This window comes from Nitrospinota bacterium (assembly GCA_027619975.1).
GTDB lineage: Bacteria > Nitrospinota > Nitrospinia > Nitrospinales > VA-1 > JADFGI01.
Genome location: JAQCGX010000017.1, coordinates 1 through 15,941, shown reverse-complemented (window position 1 = coordinate 15,941; position 15,941 = coordinate 1). Strand labels below are relative to the sequence as shown.

21 protein-coding genes are annotated in these 15,941 nt (G+C 47.2%); 13 read left to right on the top strand and 8 right to left on the bottom strand.

The window, feature by feature from the left end; genetic code table 11:
* Positions 1-52: 52 nt before the first annotated feature.
* Positions 53-394: an iron-sulfur cluster assembly accessory protein gene (locus O3C58_07640; protein ID MDA0691724.1), complete on the bottom strand. Its 342-nt coding sequence runs from the start codon at positions 392-394 to the stop codon at positions 53-55.
* Between the two features lie 310 nt (positions 395-704).
* Here O3C58_07640 and O3C58_07635 point away from each other — a divergent pair, with 310 nt between their 5' ends.
* From O3C58_07635 to O3C58_07625, 3 genes are all read left to right on the top strand, one after another.
* On the top strand, positions 705-938 hold the full coding sequence (locus O3C58_07635) for a BolA family transcriptional regulator (protein MDA0691723.1): 234 nt from the start codon (positions 705-707) through the stop codon (positions 936-938).
* Between the two features lie 62 nt (positions 939-1,000).
* A complete protein-coding gene (locus O3C58_07630; protein MDA0691722.1) occupies positions 1,001-1,321 on the top strand; it encodes a glutaredoxin domain-containing protein in 321 nt (106 codons plus the stop codon).
* Between the two features lie 41 nt (positions 1,322-1,362).
* Positions 1,363-1,884: a redoxin domain-containing protein gene (locus O3C58_07625; protein MDA0691721.1), complete on the top strand. Its 522-nt coding sequence runs from the start codon at positions 1,363-1,365 to the stop codon at positions 1,882-1,884.
* 44 nt (positions 1,885-1,928) lie between these two features.
* Here the strand turns inward: O3C58_07625 and O3C58_07620 are convergent, their stop codons facing one another.
* The gene (locus O3C58_07620) at positions 1,929-2,666 is read right to left on the bottom strand and encodes a lysophospholipid acyltransferase family protein (GenBank protein ID MDA0691720.1); all 738 of its coding nucleotides are present in this window, start codon (positions 2,664-2,666) and stop codon (positions 1,929-1,931) included.
* 59 nt (positions 2,667-2,725) lie between these two features.
* On the opposite strand from O3C58_07620, the gene O3C58_07615 reads away from it, so the two are divergent.
* From O3C58_07615 to O3C58_07600, 4 genes are all read left to right on the top strand, one after another.
* Entirely contained in the window at positions 2,726-3,517 is a 792-nt protein-coding gene (locus tag O3C58_07615) for a S1/P1 nuclease (GenBank protein ID MDA0691719.1), read from the top strand.
* Positions 3,518-3,553: 36 nt separating this feature from the next.
* On the top strand, positions 3,554-4,273 hold the full coding sequence (locus O3C58_07610) for an MBL fold metallo-hydrolase (GenBank protein ID MDA0691718.1): 720 nt from the start codon (positions 3,554-3,556) through the stop codon (positions 4,271-4,273).
* Positions 4,274-4,387: 114 nt separating this feature from the next.
* On the top strand, positions 4,388-5,059 hold the full coding sequence (locus O3C58_07605) for a TIGR00153 family protein (protein MDA0691717.1): 672 nt from the start codon (positions 4,388-4,390) through the stop codon (positions 5,057-5,059).
* A 49-nt stretch (positions 5,060-5,108) separates the two neighbouring features.
* Entirely contained in the window at positions 5,109-6,359 is a 1,251-nt protein-coding gene (locus O3C58_07600) for an inorganic phosphate transporter (protein MDA0691716.1), read from the top strand.
* A 188-nt stretch (positions 6,360-6,547) separates the two neighbouring features.
* On the opposite strand, the gene O3C58_07595 is transcribed toward O3C58_07600, so the two are convergent.
* Together O3C58_07595 and O3C58_07590 are read right to left on the bottom strand one after the other, a co-directional pair.
* Positions 6,548-6,763, bottom strand: coding sequence for a hypothetical protein (locus O3C58_07595; GenBank protein ID MDA0691715.1), 216 nt, complete (start codon positions 6,761-6,763; stop codon positions 6,548-6,550).
* A 176-nt stretch (positions 6,764-6,939) separates the two neighbouring features.
* Positions 6,940-7,167 (bottom strand): hypothetical protein, encoded by a 228-nt coding sequence (locus O3C58_07590; GenBank protein ID MDA0691714.1) that lies wholly within the window; start codon positions 7,165-7,167, stop codon positions 6,940-6,942.
* A 374-nt stretch (positions 7,168-7,541) separates the two neighbouring features.
* Here O3C58_07590 and O3C58_07585 point away from each other — a divergent pair, with 374 nt between their 5' ends.
* Both O3C58_07585 and O3C58_07580 read left to right on the top strand, forming a co-directional pair.
* Positions 7,542-8,339 carry a DUF2797 domain-containing protein gene (locus O3C58_07585; protein ID MDA0691713.1) on the top strand — a complete coding sequence of 266 codons (798 nt, stop codon included), beginning with the start codon at positions 7,542-7,544 and terminating at the stop codon, positions 8,337-8,339.
* Positions 8,340-8,369: 30 nt separating this feature from the next.
* Complete coding sequence (locus O3C58_07580) at positions 8,370-9,056, top strand: MgtC/SapB family protein (GenBank protein ID MDA0691712.1); 687 nt, start codon at positions 8,370-8,372, stop codon at positions 9,054-9,056.
* A 79-nt stretch (positions 9,057-9,135) separates the two neighbouring features.
* On the opposite strand, the gene O3C58_07575 is transcribed toward O3C58_07580, so the two are convergent.
* Complete coding sequence (locus tag O3C58_07575) at positions 9,136-10,035, bottom strand: fatty acid desaturase (protein ID MDA0691711.1); 900 nt, start codon at positions 10,033-10,035, stop codon at positions 9,136-9,138.
* A gap of 220 nt (positions 10,036-10,255) precedes the next feature.
* Between O3C58_07575 and O3C58_07570 the strand changes: the two genes are divergently transcribed.
* Together O3C58_07570 and O3C58_07565 are read left to right on the top strand one after the other, a co-directional pair.
* Positions 10,256-11,227, top strand: coding sequence for a HAMP domain-containing sensor histidine kinase (locus O3C58_07570; protein ID MDA0691710.1), 972 nt, complete (start codon positions 10,256-10,258; stop codon positions 11,225-11,227).
* Positions 11,228-11,248: 21 nt separating this feature from the next.
* A complete protein-coding gene (locus O3C58_07565) occupies positions 11,249-11,953 on the top strand; it encodes a response regulator transcription factor (GenBank protein ID MDA0691709.1) in 705 nt (234 codons plus the stop codon).
* 4 nt (positions 11,954-11,957) lie between these two features.
* On the opposite strand, the gene bioD is transcribed toward O3C58_07565, so the two are convergent.
* Positions 11,958-12,695, bottom strand: coding sequence for a dethiobiotin synthase (bioD, locus tag O3C58_07560; protein ID MDA0691708.1), 738 nt, complete (start codon positions 12,693-12,695; stop codon positions 11,958-11,960).
* Between the two features lie 323 nt (positions 12,696-13,018).
* Here bioD and O3C58_07555 point away from each other — a divergent pair, with 323 nt between their 5' ends.
* A complete protein-coding gene (locus O3C58_07555; protein ID MDA0691707.1) occupies positions 13,019-13,309 on the top strand; it encodes a 2-nitropropane dioxygenase in 291 nt (96 codons plus the stop codon).
* Between the two features lie 16 nt (positions 13,310-13,325).
* Here the strand turns inward: O3C58_07555 and O3C58_07550 are convergent, their stop codons facing one another.
* Together O3C58_07550 and O3C58_07545 are read right to left on the bottom strand one after the other, a co-directional pair.
* Positions 13,326-14,090, bottom strand: coding sequence for an MBL fold metallo-hydrolase (locus O3C58_07550; GenBank protein MDA0691706.1), 765 nt, complete (start codon positions 14,088-14,090; stop codon positions 13,326-13,328).
* Positions 14,091-14,094: 4 nt separating this feature from the next.
* Positions 14,095-14,988 carry a cation diffusion facilitator family transporter gene (locus tag O3C58_07545; GenBank protein MDA0691705.1) on the bottom strand — a complete coding sequence of 298 codons (894 nt, stop codon included), beginning with the start codon at positions 14,986-14,988 and terminating at the stop codon, positions 14,095-14,097.
* Positions 14,989-15,227: 239 nt separating this feature from the next.
* On the opposite strand from O3C58_07545, the gene O3C58_07540 reads away from it, so the two are divergent.
* Positions 15,228-15,815: a peroxiredoxin gene (locus tag O3C58_07540; GenBank protein MDA0691704.1), complete on the top strand. Its 588-nt coding sequence runs from the start codon at positions 15,228-15,230 to the stop codon at positions 15,813-15,815.
* Positions 15,816-15,941 lie beyond the last annotated feature (126 nt).

Sequence of the window (15,941 nt, the reverse complement as noted above, 5' to 3'; positions counted from 1 at the left end):
AGAGGAGGAACAACCCGACGGTGGTGAAGATTATTTATTGGGTCTCTCAGAATCAAGCGATGGAAAACGATTCTCCGCAACCACAGGTGGAAGTTGCATTGGGATTGGAAAAAACAAAGCCCTTGCCCTGAAGTCCGTCATTAAAGTCCAGTTGCATATTCTTCAGGTAAATCATGCTCTTCGCATCCATGAATACTTTGAATCCCTCAAAATCAAGGATAGTATCGCCTTTTTCCGTAGGGGTGAAGTTCAGTTCATAAGAAAGCCCGGAGCAGCCGCCGCCTTTAACCCCAAGTCGAAGTCCGATTTCGGGTTTGCCTTCAGCCGCGACCAGTCTTTTTACCTCTTCGCAAGCTTTGGGAGTGATTTTTACAAAATCCGAAACTGTGGCCATTACTGCCTCCTGTGAAAAGTAAAATCCTGAATACCCTGACTTAGATAGTTTGAGTGCGACTAAAGATTCACCCATTATACGTGAAATAAAAATAATTCTCCATCCTCACTGAAATGTGTTTGTTTAAGTTGTTCATATTTTGCTTTAATAGCAATAAATTCAATTAGTTATGTGGACGTTTTTTGCAGATTTTGTTTGTGGTATGATGGTCGTCAAGTGAAGCCAAAAGTTAGAACCTTTTGCTGGATTTTGAATCCAATAACCTATTAGGGGATCAAACACGAATCGTTGAGGGGAGAAAAATAGTATAATGATAAGCATTGAGGATTTAGTCGGGCTGATAACAAGTAAGATCGCCGATGCGGAAGTCAACGTCATGGACCGGACGGGGATGAAGGACCATTTCATGGTTCATGTGACATCGGAGATTTTTAAAGACCTGGATCTCATGGCGCGGCACCGGGCGGTTCAGGAAATTTTGACCCCCGCCATGCAGGATGGAAGAATTCATGCCGTTGAAATCAAAACCGCCACCCCGGAATAACCTGTGGTTATTTGGGATGGCGTTATTTAACATTTATAAAAAAAATTAGAAGGAGTTTTCGAATGGCCGGTATTGATGATCAGATTAAAGAAGAAATCGCAAACAACAAAATTCTTATTTATGGAAAAGGCACCAAAACGGCTCCGCAATGCGGATTCACCGCAGAGACCGTTCAGTTTTTCAACAAATATGGATATCCATTTGAAGTCGTTAATGTTTTAGAGAATATGGACAAGCGTGAAGCTCTGAATAAAATGACCAACTGGCCCACACTGCCAAAGGTATTTATCGACGGAAAATTTTACGGCGACACCGACATCCTGGATGAAATGGAAACCAAGGGAGAAGTGGAACCTTTGCTGAAAGTTGCTTTTGGCGACTAAACGTTCTTAATTCACTTTAAAACTCTACCCTTGAGGTTGGCATGCCAGATGAACTAGAAGTTGGGGACCGTGCGCCGTCGTTTGATTTGCCTGCGGTTTATGGTTACAAAGCGGGGGCCACAAGTCCTTCTGCGGAAGAAAAAGTTCATATCAAGCTGAAGGACTTTGAAGATAAAAAGTGGGTTGTCCTGGCGTTTTACGCCCAGGACAGCAGTCCTGAAGATACGCGTCTCATGATCGGTTTTAATGAATGGAACCGCAAGTTCAAAACCCGTGAAGTCGAGGTAATGGGGTGCAGTTGGAACGGAGTGAATGCTCACCAACAGTTCATTGAAGTGTATCAATTGGGTTTCACGTTGCTGGCCGATGAGTACAAAAAGGCGACGGATTCCTATGGAGTCATCAAAGAAATCGATGATTTGGGAACGATGGTGAAGGTGATCGAAAGAACAACCTTTGTCATTGATAAAACCGGCATGATCCGCGGCATATGGCGTAATATTGAGGATCTTCGGGAACATCCCAGAGAGATTTGGGAATTTATTCAGAAGGAAAAGAAATAACCCCCCTCCCGGTTTCATCTCTAGCGCAGGGGCGGGCTGAATAACTACAGGCCCTTGCGGGTTTTTTCCGCGTAGGTTGTGCAAATGGTTTCGCGGATTTCTTCCAGCATACTTTCTCCATCTTTAGTGTTTGAAGAATCCGTGTAAACCGGCGGGGAAATAATAATGCGTATGGGGCCGGGGGTGATGACGAAGCTGTTTTTTTTAATGATGTTTCCCGTTCCAATGAGTGTCACCGGGACCATGGGCGCTTTGGCCCGAACGGCCAAAAGTTGACTTCCCTTCTTAAAAGGACCGATGGTCCCATCCTCCGACCGCGTGCCCTCCGGAAAAATCACCACCGAATTTCCCTGTTTTACTTTTTCAACGGTTGCAACGAAGGATTGGTACGCCTTTTTTTTATTACTCCGATCCACGCTGATATATCCCGCCGCTTTCATCGACCAACCCACGAATGGTATGCGAAACAGGCTGGACTTGGCCACCCATCGAATTTGCACGGGCAGATAACCCGAAAGCGCAAAAATATCGAAAAAACTTTGATGGTTGGCAATGAATATCTGGGCTCGGTCCTGTAAAATATTTTCAATGCCGATAATTTCAACGGGGCTGCCGCTGAATTGGCAGAGCCAGCGGGCCCACAGGCTGGAGACTCGGTGCGAACGGTTGCCGCTACGGTCCACACAGGCTGCCAGTAGTGCACAGGTTCCAAGTATGGGGGAAAGAAGTGCGATTAAAATCCAGAATTTGAGGGTGTTAAAAAATTGTACTAAAAACTTCAAAGTCCATCTCTCTTTTTCTATTGTTGATCGGTGCTGGTTATAATCCAGTGAAAAAATTTATGGCCCCCATTAAAAAATGGATACCAGAGATTGTGTTGTTCCTGATCCTCTTCTCCGTGCAAAACGTTTGGGCCTGGGGACCGCCAGCGCACAGGATTGTGGGTGAAATAGCAGATAGCCACCTTTTGCCCTCAGTGAAGATCAAAATTGAGAAAAATTTTAGCATAAAGAAATTATCCGATGTTGCGAATTGGGCGGATACGATCAAGAAAAAGCGATCGCAAGGTTCCTGGCATTATTGTAATATTAAGGAGTTGAACAGGTCCTATGACAGGGACCGGGATTGCTCTCATGGCGCTTGTGTGGTTGAAAAAATTTCGGAATTTGTCCACATCCTTCAGGGGAGGGGGCATTCCAAAAAAGAGGGCAGGGAAGCGTTGATGTATCTGGTGCATTTTGTCGGAGACATTCATCAACCACTGCATCTGGGCAATGCCAGAGACCGTGGGGGCAATAATATTTCCTTGAGCTTTAAAGGGCGACGCACGAACCTGCACGCTCTGTGGGATGGCGGCTTGATTTACCTTGCCGGAAAAAGTCTGGTACAATACGCGAGCGATTTGAGTCGCCGGGTCACCGACAGGGAGGCCGACGACTGGAATCAATCGCATGTGACTGAGTGGGCTAATGAGTCGCGGGTTTGGGCTCTCGATCATGCCTATGTTTTAGAGAGGGCGGACAGTGGAACCTTGTCTAAAAGGTATATTGAAAAAAGCCGGGAAATTATTGATTTGCGGTTGACCCAAGCGGGAGTTCGCCTTGCGGGTTTGTTGAATCGTTTGTTGAAATAAACCCGGGATGCCGCAACGGATAAAGTGGAGTCCATTTTGAACGAAGAAAGTACGTTTTATTTTAAGCAGTTGCTTTGCGGTCAGGATATTGCCAAGGCCGATTCCTCCGCCAAACAGATGGCGAATTTTGTGTATTTACTGGGCGACCGCGAAACGAGCGAATGCGTTGTGGTGGACCCGGCCTGGGATATCGACGGCATTCTTGACGTCGTGGAACAGGAGGGCATGAAGTTGACCGGGGCGTTGGTGACTCACTACCATCCCGATCATGTTGGCGGAGAGATCTTTGGCATCGAGATCACCGGGCTTGCAGAATTGATGGAAAAAGTTTCTGTCCCCATTTATGTGAATAAGCATGAAGCCGAGGGTTTGAATCAGGTGACCGGAATCTCCCTCTCAGACATGCGTAAGCTGGACGGGGAGGACACCGTCCGTGTTGGGTCAGTGGAGATCTCCTGCTTGCATACACCGGGGCATACGCCAGGGTCTCAATGCTTCCGGGTTAAGGATACCCTTGTAGCTGGGGACACTCTATTTCTACAGGGATGCGGCCGTGTGGACCTGCCGGGAGGCAACAGTGAGGAGCTGTTTCGGACGCTCACCCAGCGTCTGGCAAAAATTCAGAACGAGATCATTCTTTATCCGGGACATAATTATGGAGGAAAATCTCATGCTCCTATGGGAGAAGTTCGAGAAAACAACTCCTATCTCAAAATCAATCGGCTTGAGGATTGGTTTCAGGTCATGGGGTGGTAGGGGCCATCCCAACTCGAACCTCATTTAATGGTCTTGCATATGGTGGGCAAATAACCTAATTTATATGGGTTGATTTAATCAGGTCGCATCCAACCCACTTGGCTCGGAGGTATCATGCGTTCCATTTTATCTATGTTTTCCAAATCTCCTTTCCGGCCTTTGGCGAGCCATATTGAAAAGGTCAGAGCGTGTGTGGGGCAATTGAAGCCCCTGTTCGCGGCCTTGGAAGGCCATGACTATCAGGGGGTGATGGACATCTCCGAGGTCATAGTCAAATTTGAGCACGAAGCGGATTCCATCAAGGACCAGATCCGCCAATCTTTACCGCAAAGCGTTTTTTTGCCGGTGGATAAGCGCGATTTCATGCACCTCTTGTCAGCCCAGGACGATATTGCCGATTCCGTCGAAGACCTGGCCGTTCTTCTCCGCATCAAGAATCTTGAAACTCCGGACCAGATAAGGGAACCTTTAAAAAATCTGGTGAATCATGTTGTAAAAACGGCCAATATGGCATGTGACCTGATCTGTGAACTGGATGCCCTGCTGGAAGCATCTTTTGGCGGAGCGGAGGCGGAAAAAGTGGAGAAGGCAGCTGCTGAGTTAGGGACGGCCGAGTGGGAAGCAGACCGCAAACAATTTTTACTGGCGCAACAGCTGTTTTCCCTTGGGGATCAGATAAAAGCTACTGATTTATTACTGTGGAATGAGGTTTTAAAAAATCTCGGATCTGTTTCTGATAAATCGGAGAAAATCGGTAAAATCCTTCGTCTTTTCATTGCACATTAACCCACCCTGTTCACACTATAATTCCCCAACTTGATCCCGGAGTTTTTTTTTGGATTTTAACACCATACTTTTAGCCGTTGCGATTTTAGCAGGTGTGTACATGGCCTGTAATATTGGCGCCAATGATGTTGCCAATGCCATGGGAACCAGCGTCGGTTCAAAAGCCCTCACTTTTCAGCAGGCCATAATGATCGCGGCGGTGGCGGAATTTGCGGGAGCATTTTTAGTCGGCGGGCATGTTTCCGATACCATTCGTAAAGGTATATTGGACCCGGTAATTTTTCAGGACACTCCGCTACACCTGGTCTATGGAATGATCGCGTCCCTGGTGGCCGCCGGTGTCTGGCTACACATTGCAAGCTCTCTGGGATGGCCGGTGTCGACCACCCATTCCATTGTGGGTGCGGTGGTGGGTTTTGGGATCGTTGCCGGTGGATGGGATGCCTTGAACTGGGTCCAGGTTGGTAAAGTCGTTCTCAGTTGGATCATTTCGCCGGCGCTTGGGGCTTTGGTTTCGTATCTGCTATTTCGTTTCCTCAAGCGACAGATTTTTAGTACCCGCAATCCCCTGCAGCACACAAAAGAAATTCTTCCCTACCTGGTTTTTCTTGTTTTTGTCATATTATCTCAGTCAATGGTTTACAAAGGGCTAAAAAATCTTCATCTGGACCTGCAATTCAGTCAGGCCGCCGTGATTTCCATTGCGGTGGGGTTCATCGCATTTTTTGGGGCGAAATTTTTGGTTCCGACGAATAAGGATCATCGTGGCGAAAATTTGCAGACACAATTTGTGGGAACAGAGGCCATTTTTAGATACCTGCAGGTTATCACCGCGTTTTATGTGGCTTTTGCGCATGGTTCCAACGACGTGGCCAACGCGGTGGGGCCGCTGGCGGCTGTGGTTTCCATCCTCAAGGAAGGTTCCGTGCAAATGAAGGTGGAAATGCCGCTTTGGATCCTTGGGATGGGCGGCGCTTGTATCGTTCTCGGGCTTTTGATATGGGGAAGACGGGTGATGCAAACGGTGGGCAAAGAGATTACCGAAATGACTCCATCACGCGGATTTTGCGCAGAATTCGGCGCTGCCACCGTTGTTCTGATTTGTTCCAAACTGGGATTGCCCATTTCGACAACTCATACATTGGTAGGGTCTGTGGTTGGGGTCGGGTTGGCGCGGGGGCTTCCTACCTTAAATCTGTCCATCATAAAAACAATTTTTGTTTCCTGGGCGGCTACCATTCCATTTACGGCGGTTTTTTCGATAATTTTTTTCAAGATGATGCTTTTCATCTTTCCTTGAGACCGCGGCAGGACGGCACCCAGCCAAAGGGAGTTTCTTTAGAAAACCCGCTGAAAAAAATGAGGAAGAAAAGTCGAGTAACAGCCCTCAATTAGTCTGACCGCTTTAAAGCGATCTAAAACTATTAAGGAACTACAGCGCCTGGACCCATTGAGGGTCCAAGCGAAGTCTTGCTCATGAACCCTTCCTCAGTTGTAATTCTTCTTCGCCAGATATTCAGGAAGAGTCCATTCAACAGAGTCTGAATCCACGCTGTAATGGCCGAGGGCGCCACAATAGGGACAATGTTCTATGCCGTGATCATAATCAATCGTGATTGCGCTGTCATGTTCACAAAACTTCCGCTTGGCTTCTGCGGGTTTGTCTTCATTAAACCAGCCTTTTGAAATATTTAAGTTCTTCATAGTACTTTTTTCTCCTTAAGACAAAGCTTCTAACTTTTGTTTCGAGAAAACAAACCCTAAGATTTCAAAAATTATTTTCCTAGCAATTCACTACTACAATAAACATTTTAAAGGAAAGATGGCAAGCTGACTAGGAAAATAATGTTCCAATATTGTTTCAGTATGTGGATATTCCGTTAAGGAGACTCCGTAAAGCTTTCTTCTGTAATATCTTCCCCCATTGGCGGCCCAGGGGGAGGGAAAAAACTATCTTTATTTGTGGCGCTGGAAGAGCCCGAGAGGTGGGTTTCCGGCTTTGGAGCGGGAGCCAGATCTTTAGGGATAATGGTCCGGTTGACTAAAATGGTGTAAATCAACACTAAAATCAATAAGGTTAAAATAACCAGTTTTTCCAAGTGTTGCACGTTTTTTATCCAGAAGTCGGGGAGAGTTAGTATCAAATTACCTTATTTGAAGAAAAAAAACAATCGGGCACTCGGTGAGGCATCTGCCTGGTGAGGAGGCTTCTCCATGCTGAAAATTCGGTCAGAGAAAAAATAGTTTATAATGAATGAATTTTTTAGCTGAATGGAAGTGTCATAATGGGCAAGATTCAGGTGTTTCGAAACATATTAGTTTACTTGTTTTTATTTTTAATGTCTTTTATGGTGTTTGATTCTGCAACCTTGATGATCGGGGTTTTTGTTGCCCTGGTCGCGCTTTATCATTTTACCCACAACCTGGCTCAAAAGAATCAGCGTTGAGTTTCTCTTCTACTTTTTTTTACAGAACAGGTCCTATGAAAATTTCAGGTCAGTTGCGAAAAATGACCCATGAAGCCGCCAGCCCCATCCAGTACTTTTTAAGTCTGGATGAAAACCCCGTTCCGATTACGGCCCAGGTAGGCAATGAAATCACCCTGACGTTTTCCGGAACCATCACCTGTGTCGAGTGCGGACGGAAAATAAAGAAAACGTATAATCAGGGATATTGTTTTCCCTGCGCCCGTGACCTTCCTGAAAACGCGATGTGTTCCGTTCGTCCTGAATTGTGTCAGCACGAACACGGCAATGAGGCCGATCGGGAATTTTATCGGGACTATTGCGCGGTCGATCATTATGTTTACTTGTCTTTGACTTCGGGGGTGAAGGTTGGGATCACCCGCTATTTCAATATTCCCTCGCGCTGGATCGACCAGGGAGCGGTTCAGGGATTGATCATCGCCAAAGTTCCCGAACGGATTCTTTCTGGGAAAATTGAAGTGGCTCTTTCGGAACATATGGCGGATAAGACCAATTGGCGAAAAATGCTGAAAGGAGAGGTGGATGCTGTTGACTTGCAACAGGTTCGCGGTCAGGCCCTGGAATGGATCCCGCCGGATTTACGTGAATATGCCCTGACGGATCAACCGGTGCAGAATTTCACTTATCCAGTGCAAGCGGTTCCCGATAAGATATCAAGTCATAACCTGGACAAAGTCAGCGAATTGACGGGGGTATTGACAGGAATTAAGGGGCAATATCTGATATTTGAGAAAACGGTGATTAATCTGAGAAAATACGCGGGATACCATGTCGAATTTGCGCTTCAAGATTAATCGGTCACTCGGGATCGAGGGGAGAAATTGATGTTTTCTGGCGATTGGTTTATAGATTCTTCGATGCTTTTCCGTGTGTTTCTTTCGCTTGTGTTGGGAGGAGCCATCGGTTTGGAGCGGGAAATGCACGGACGTCCAGCGGGTTTGCGGACGCATATGATGGTATGCCTTGGGTCCGCTATTTTAATGCTGGGGTCGGAGTATTCCCAAAGCACCCTAGTGGCAACGGGCCGGGGGGTGTTTGATCCCGATCGCGTGTCCGCAGGGATCATTACAGGCATTGGTTTTTTAGGCGCCGGCGCCATCATGCGGGAAGGAAACATGGTGCGGGGGTTGACGACAGCTGGAAGCATCTGGTTTGTGGCAGGATTGGGGATTGTGATCGGTAAGAAGTTTTATCCCCTGGCGGTTTGTTCCACGCTGGCGGCACTGACGGTTCTGGTTTTGTTCCGTTATGTGGAGAACTGGGTGAGTGGTCTTGAATACAGGGATCTGATCGTGAAGGTCGACGGTAAAAGCTATGAAAGTGTCACCGGGCAATGCGAAACGCTTTTGAAAGCGGCTGGAATTAATGTCGACGACAAACATCTGATCGTCGACCGTCCGATCACCGAGATAGAAATCAAATATACAGTTAAATTTAAAAAGGGAGGCTCGAAAGAAGAGATGGTCTTGGAAATATCCCGATTGGCCGGGGTCAAAAGAGTGATTTGGTAAGCGGAGGCTGGGATCGTGGAATAAAAAAAAGCCGCCCCGTGCTGATGCACAGAGCGGCTGTATAGAAAATGATTCCGGTTCAGGCGGCTTGTTCCACCACTTCCCCGACAAATATTTTTTTCGAAGTTATCTCGCAGGTTTGTGGCTTTAGTTTCGCGATTTTGATATCTTTGGCCAATCCAAAAAATCTCAAAACGCAAATCGCCATCCAGGTCATATCGATTTCCCAGAAACGCAGTCCGTGCTTGGCGGATTTAGGAAATGCATGATGGTTGTTGTGCCAGCCTTCCCCGTAAGCGATGATAGCGACCCACCAGCAGTTGGTGGAGAGGTCGTCTTTTAAGGCGATTGTTTTGTAGCCGAAATAATGGGCGGCGCTGTTTACGAACCAGGTGCTATGATAAACCATGACGAGTCGCAGGAAAACACCCCAGACCACCCAGGGAATCCCGCCGATGGCCAAGAGAATCAATCCGAAGGCCACCTGAATTTTAACGAAGTGATCGTCCAGGAAACGGTAAAACTTATCGTCCGCAAAATCCTTGGTATAATTGAGCAGGGTTTGCTTGTCATCGAATTCCGGATGGGTATATAACATCCATTTGAAATGCGCCCACCAAAACCCTTTTTTTGCGCTGTGAGGGTCGCGGGGTGTATCGGACCCGGCGTGATGCATCCGGTGTTGGGCGACCCATTTGATGGGGCCATTTTCACAGGCCAGGGTGCCGCAAAAGACTACAAAATAGGCCAGCCACTGCGGAAGTTTCATTCCCCGGTGAGTGAGGTAGCGGTGAAACCCAAGGCAAATGCCGATGGAGGCAGTCAGCCAATGGAGGAAAAAGAATACCGCAACGGCGCTCCAGGAAAACGCAAATGGAAATAAAGCGAGTAAAGCCCCCACATGTAAAAATACAAAAAAACCTGCGGTCCCCTTGTTGAACGTGTAGGTCGGTTGGATTTCTTTGATTGTGGCCGTCATGGATTTCCTCTATAAAGTAAAAAATATTTTAATATTACTTGGTTTTATAATAACCATCATTTATCAAAACTATTGTAAAACTTATGTAATATTGGGGGTTTCCCGGGAAACTCCCGGAAAAAGGGGCTATAAATTGGAACTTAAGTGGTGGTCCATTGTTTCCTAATGGAGATTCGAGGAGTGAGAAATAGTAACTCAAGAGGAATTAGAGGGGTGAGGAATGAGTAAGCTTAAGGCCTTATTTCACCCTATTTTTATTTTCGTCGGCATCCAGGTTGCCTGGATTGTGCTGATGGCTGTCTGGATCAATTGGTATTTAAAAAACAGCCGGAAATTTCAGGAGTTTGCACAAAAAATCCGCCCGGATCTGTTTGCCGACGAGTTCAATTGGATCATCCTGCTGGAAGGCTGTTTTCTAATGCTGATTATCCTGGCGGGGGTCTATATTATATTTGTTTACTGGAATAAACAGGCCCGGTTGAACAAGTTACAGAGTAATTTTGTCTCCAGCGTTTCCCACGAATTGAAATCTCCGCTCGCATCAATTCAGCTCTATCTGGAGACTTTGAAATATCAGGAAGTATCTAAAGAAGATTCTGAAGATTTTGTCGAGACCATGTTGACGGATACCGAGAGGCTCGCATCCCTGATCGACAATATTCTGGCATCGAGTAAATACGATCCCAAAAGCATGCAGTTGCAGTTTCAGCCGGTAGAAATGGGAGCGTTTATTCGTGAGGTGGTGTTAGGGCTCAAGCGTCAATTCGAGGAGAGGAACTGTCAGGTCAAGTTGGAGGGGGAGGAGGATCTGATCCTTCTGCTGGATCAGCGGGCCATGCGCATGGTGTTTAATAACCTGATCGGGAATGCGCTTCGTTATTCACCGGTGGGCTCTCCATTGACTATCCGGATGCAAAAAAATAAAAAATACTGCGAAATTGAATTTATAGACCAGGGGATGGGTCTTGATAAAAGAGATATGAAGAAAATTTTCAAAAAGTTTTACCGGGTGACGAATAAGGACTCGCAGAATATTGAGGGCGCGGGCCTCGGGCTTTTCATTTCCAATGAAATTGTGCGGAGTCACAAGGGGCAGATACGCGTATTCAGTGAGGGTCGCGGAAAAGGGTCGGTTTTTACCGTTGCTTTGCCATTGAACCGGGTGGTCAAGCGAAAAGCCGCCGTCAAATAGGGAAGGGGATTGATTTAAATCATGGCTCAACCCAAAAAAATACTGGTGGTCGAAGATGAATCTCATCTGGCCAAGGGACTCAAGTTCAACCTCGAGCGGGAAGGGTATGTCGTGGTGGTGGCCGGCGATGGCGAAGCCGCCCTGGAACTCATGAAGGGGCAAACCTTCGATTTGATGGTTCTGGATCTGATGCTTCCCAAGATGGGAGGCATCGAGGTGGCAAGGAAAATTCGTGAAACCAATACCCGGTTTCCGATCCTGATGTTGTCGGCAAAATCGACGGAGGAGGATAAAGCCGCCGGGCTGGAAGCGGGCGCCGACGATTATCTGGCAAAACCCTTTCATCTTCCGGAACTATTGCTCCGGGTGAAGGGCATTCTCAGGCGTTGGGAATGGTACAAGGAACCCATCCATGATCAGGAGACGTTTCACTTTGGCGAAATGTGGATTAATTTTGACACCGGAAAGGCCCAAGGGGTTTCCAAAGAATTTTATCTCACCGCCAAGGAAGCTCTGGTGATGAAACTGCTGATCTCTAAAAAGGGTCAGGCGGTGACGCGGGAAGAACTGCTGGAAAAAGTCTGGGGATATGATCCTGAAACAGAAACCCGGACGGTGGACAACTTCATCGCTAGGTTGAGAAAATACTTTGAGAAAAAACCCCAAAAACCGCGATTTATAATCACGGTTCGAGAAAAAGGCTACCAGTTCAATCCCGACCCCTAGCTGACTAAAATCCCTTGGTTCCGTCTGACGTTTTTTCTGGAATTAAAAGATCAAAACAGAGGTTGGATTCCAGCTGACTCAGCCTCTCCTCCGTGAAACTTTCATCGGAGATATTGCCGATGAAGGGAATTTCCCCGAGCACCGGAACGCCGGACAATTCGGTGATGATCTCAGCGTGCCCTTTTTCTATGGCATTACTTTCCCCCGGTTCGGTTCGGCTCAAGATGACTCCCCGGACAGGAATTCCTTCCTGTTTGGCCACACGCAATGTCAACAGGGTGTGGTTCAGAGTTCCCAAGGCATTGCGGCTGACCACGAGTAAGGGCAAGCCCATGTCACGGATCAGATCGCATACCAGATAGTTGGACGTCAGGGGAACCAAAAGACCGCCAACGCCCTCCACCAGCATGTTTTCATATTTACCGGCCAGGGTGTGAAAGCTCTGGATGATGGTGTCTACGTTGATGTGGCTGTTTTCCATCTTAGCCGCCTGATAGGGTGAGGCCGCCGTTTTCAAGCGGACAGGAGACACCAGCGACAAAGGATCATCGCAGCGGCAGATTTTCAAAAGAAATTTAGCGTCGGAATTGGCACTGCATTCCGGGTCAACCCCGGTTTCCAAAGGTTTCATGACCCCAACGTTCAAATTGTGTTTTTGATAGAGTTTTAGCAGGCAGGCGGTGACGACGGTCTTTCCGACGCCGGTATCGGTTCCTGTGATGAAAAATCCCTGAGGTTTCATTTTTTATAGTTTTTGAAGAAGAAGCCTCGAAAAAGGAGACCTTTGCATAACCTCGTCTTTGCGAGGAGTGTTAGCGACGAAGCAATCCAGAGACTCTGGATCTACCCCTGCGGGGCACGAAAGCTTTGGAGCATTATAACGGCCACGCCGCCTTGCGGCTCGCGATGACGTATTTGATAGTTTAGGTAAGTTTCATTATGATTCTCGGCTTACGCAAAAATCCCCAGAAAAAGCGGGCTAAAGGTCTCTGAAGAATTTGCTATAATAACATTAAGGTTAAGGAAATAATGGGTTTTAGGGGATATTATTTGCGAGGATGATTTATGAGTGGATATTCGATTGATGTGATGTGTCCCTGTTGCGAAGCCAAACTGACGGTGGATGTTAAAACAGGGGAGGTCATCTGGCACGAAAAGAAAGCCAAGCCTGTGGTTTCGCTTTCGGACATGGTCAAGGGGCTGGATGCCCAGAAAAAAGCGCAGGAACAGCTGTTCAGGAAGCAAAGCGAAACGCATAAGGACCGCAATCGGTTGCTGGAGGAAAAATTTAAGGAATCGGCTAAGAACGTGGATAAATCCGGTGACAAACCCATCCGCGACTTCGATCTTGATTAAACGTAACGTTTTATCCTCAAAGGTTCAGTTCCAGCCCGTCATATGCCAGTTCTACATTTTCGGGCAGATCTTTGGAAACCAGGGAATGATCAAACTTGTGGTTGATGTGGGTCAAAATCGCACGTTTGGGTTTTAACGTTTCGATAGCTGCCAGGGCCTGGTGCAAATTGAAATGGGTGGGATGCGGGTCGTAGCCCAGGGCGTTCAGTATTAATAAATCCAGGCCATGCAATTTGTTTTTGGTTTTTTCAGGAATTTCACTGCAATCGGTGATGTAGGCGGTGTTATGAATTTTATACCCCGCGATATCCAACTTTCCATGCGTTATTTCCAGCGGCTGAATGGGAATCCCTCCAAGTTCGAAAGATTCTTCGTTAATCGTATGTAACTCCAATTGCGGGATGCCTCCACCTATCTGTTTGGTTCCCGTGAAAATATAGCTGAAATTTTTTTTCAGTTCCGCCACAGTGGGCGCATTCGCGTAACAGGGGATGACGATTTTATTGAAGAAATTAAAACTCCGTAACTCGTCGATGCCATGCACATGGTCGGCGTGATGGTGAGTGTAGAGCACGCTGTGGATGTGTTGAACCCGGTGAGTGAGGCATTGTTGCCGAAGGTCGGTGGAGGTGTCGATCAGCATATTGTGGCCGTTTTCACTGATCAGAACCGATGCCCGCAACCGTTTATTTTTAGGATCGCTCGACAGGCAAACGTCACAGTCGCAACATAGGGAAGGGACTCCCGTGGAGGTGCCCGTTCCCAAAAAAAGAATTTTCATGTCATCAGTGATTTATTTGACAAAGGATCTCGCCTTCCTGGCAAGGGCGCGACTCGAATTGAACGGTGGAATGGGTGATGTTGAATTTACTTTTCAACAATTCCTGAATTTCGGTCAAGACCGACTCGACCTGATTGACTTTCTGGTCATTCACCAGCGCGTGGGCGCTCAGTGCATAAATGTTGGAGCAGATGGACCAGATGTGCAGTTCATGAATTTCCTTGATGGCCGGAATCGCCGTCAATTCCCGTTCCACATCGGCAACGGAAATGCCCTTGGGAACGCCTTCAAGTAAGATGTGTACCGAATCCGCCAGAACACTCTTGGCTCCCCAGATGAGGAGGGTGGCGATTGCGGCGCTCAGGATCGCATCGACAATATACCAACCGGTGGTCATCATGACGATGGCGCCGATGATGACACCGACCGAGGCGATGGTGTCCCCCAGTACATGGAAAAACGCGCTTTTCATGTTGAGGTCATGGGAGTGTGCGCCATGTTCTTTTAAAACGAAAAGAACGGTCAGGTTGGTGATCAACCCGATAACAGCAATGACGGTAACGGTCTGGCTGTTAACGGCCGTAGGGTGCTGGAACCGATCAATAGCTTCATAAAAAATCCACCCCGCCATGACCACCAAGAGCACTCCGTTGAGAAAGGCCGCAAAAATTTCCAGCCTATGGAGGCCATAAGTTTTGGTCTGGGTGGAGGGGCGGCAGGCGATCTTGAGTGCAAACCAGCTCAGGCATAGAGCAAACACATCTCCAAACATATGTGCGGCGTCGCTTAAGAGGGCCAGACTGTTGGCGAGGATACCGCCGACAGCTTCCGCTACCAGGACCAGAAACGTCAAAAATATTGCCAGGGTCAGGCGTTTCCGGGTAGAGATCGAGTCCATATTTTGAGCTTTCGTTAAGCGTAAAAAAACATTGCCTTAGGCATCTATTCATTCTAAATAGCGATTTTTACCCTGTCAAGGGAAGCCGTGAGCCCTTCGGCTTATTCAAGCTTTCTAACAGCATACCCAACGCTTTCTTTGGAAAGTCGATTTATGGTGGATCAAATTTGAACCTAAAGATATATTTATGATAGATTAGTTCCCTTCACAAAAATATCTTTCATTTAGGAGTTAATAATATGTCCAATTTAGTTTCCAAGCCCGCACCTGATTTTACTGCCGATGCGGTCATGCCCGATGGAAGTTTCAAGCAGATCAAGCTTTCGGACTACCGGGGAAAATATGTGGTTTTGTTTTTCTACCCCTTGGACTTTACCTTTGTCTGCCCGACGGAGATTATTGCTTTTAGCGAAAAAACCGCTGATTTTAAAAAGCGCAATGCTGAAGTTATTGGAGTTTCCATAGACAGCAAGTTTTCCCATCTGGCCTGGAGAAACACCGACCGCAAAAAAGGCGGATTGGGTGCAATCAATTATCCTCTGGTGGGGGACATGACCAAGCAGATCAGCAAAGACTACGATGTTCTGGCCGACTTTGGCGTGGCCTTTCGCGGTCTGTTTTTGATCGACAAGGAGGGCGTTGTTCAGCACCAGTTGATCAACAATCTTCCGTTGGGAAGAAATATTGACGAAGCCCTGAGAATGGTGGACGCTCTGCAATTCCACGAAAATAACGGCGAAGTTTGTCCAGCGAACTGGAAACAAGGCGAGGGCGGAATGAAGCCCGATCCTAAAGGCTCGCAGGAATATTTTGAAAAAAATAATTAACCAGCGTGCCGCTGGACCCATTTAATCAGGAGGTCATCAGGGGCTTGCGAGCCCCTGACCTTTTCCCCGTGTGTGGACTCGTGAGCAAAACGAGCATTAGCAGGTTGCTGAAAAACTATTTTTGGG

What these genes read in the sequence shown, in the direction of transcription:
- O3C58_07640 (MDA0691724.1), bottom strand. Translation starts at nt 394, where the DNA reads ATGGCCACAGTTTCGGATTTTGTAAAAATCACTCCCAAAGCTTGCGAA.
- O3C58_07635 (MDA0691723.1), top strand. Translation starts at nt 705, where the DNA reads ATGATAAGCATTGAGGATTTAGTCGGGCTGATAACAAGTAAGATCGCC.
- O3C58_07630 (MDA0691722.1), top strand. Translation starts at nt 1,001, where the DNA reads ATGGCCGGTATTGATGATCAGATTAAAGAAGAAATCGCAAACAACAAA.
- O3C58_07625 (MDA0691721.1), top strand. Translation starts at nt 1,363, where the DNA reads ATGCCAGATGAACTAGAAGTTGGGGACCGTGCGCCGTCGTTTGATTTG.
- O3C58_07615 (MDA0691719.1), top strand. Translation starts at nt 2,726, where the DNA reads ATGGCCCCCATTAAAAAATGGATACCAGAGATTGTGTTGTTCCTGATC.
- O3C58_07605 (MDA0691717.1), top strand. Translation starts at nt 4,388, where the DNA reads ATGCGTTCCATTTTATCTATGTTTTCCAAATCTCCTTTCCGGCCTTTG.
- O3C58_07595 (MDA0691715.1), bottom strand. Translation starts at nt 6,763, where the DNA reads ATGAAGAACTTAAATATTTCAAAAGGCTGGTTTAATGAAGACAAACCC.
- O3C58_07585 (MDA0691713.1), top strand. Translation starts at nt 7,542, where the DNA reads ATGAAAATTTCAGGTCAGTTGCGAAAAATGACCCATGAAGCCGCCAGC.
- O3C58_07580 (MDA0691712.1), top strand. Translation starts at nt 8,370, where the DNA reads ATGTTTTCTGGCGATTGGTTTATAGATTCTTCGATGCTTTTCCGTGTG.
- O3C58_07575 (MDA0691711.1), bottom strand. Translation starts at nt 10,035, where the DNA reads ATGACGGCCACAATCAAAGAAATCCAACCGACCTACACGTTCAACAAG.
- O3C58_07570 (MDA0691710.1), top strand. Translation starts at nt 10,256, where the DNA reads ATGAGTAAGCTTAAGGCCTTATTTCACCCTATTTTTATTTTCGTCGGC.
- O3C58_07565 (MDA0691709.1), top strand. Translation starts at nt 11,249, where the DNA reads ATGGCTCAACCCAAAAAAATACTGGTGGTCGAAGATGAATCTCATCTG.
- bioD (MDA0691708.1), bottom strand. Translation starts at nt 12,695, where the DNA reads ATGAAACCTCAGGGATTTTTCATCACAGGAACCGATACCGGCGTCGGA.
- O3C58_07555 (MDA0691707.1), top strand. Translation starts at nt 13,019, where the DNA reads ATGAGTGGATATTCGATTGATGTGATGTGTCCCTGTTGCGAAGCCAAA.
- O3C58_07550 (MDA0691706.1), bottom strand. Translation starts at nt 14,090, where the DNA reads ATGAAAATTCTTTTTTTGGGAACGGGCACCTCCACGGGAGTCCCTTCC.
- O3C58_07545 (MDA0691705.1), bottom strand. Translation starts at nt 14,988, where the DNA reads ATGGACTCGATCTCTACCCGGAAACGCCTGACCCTGGCAATATTTTTG.
- O3C58_07540 (MDA0691704.1), top strand. Translation starts at nt 15,228, where the DNA reads ATGTCCAATTTAGTTTCCAAGCCCGCACCTGATTTTACTGCCGATGCG.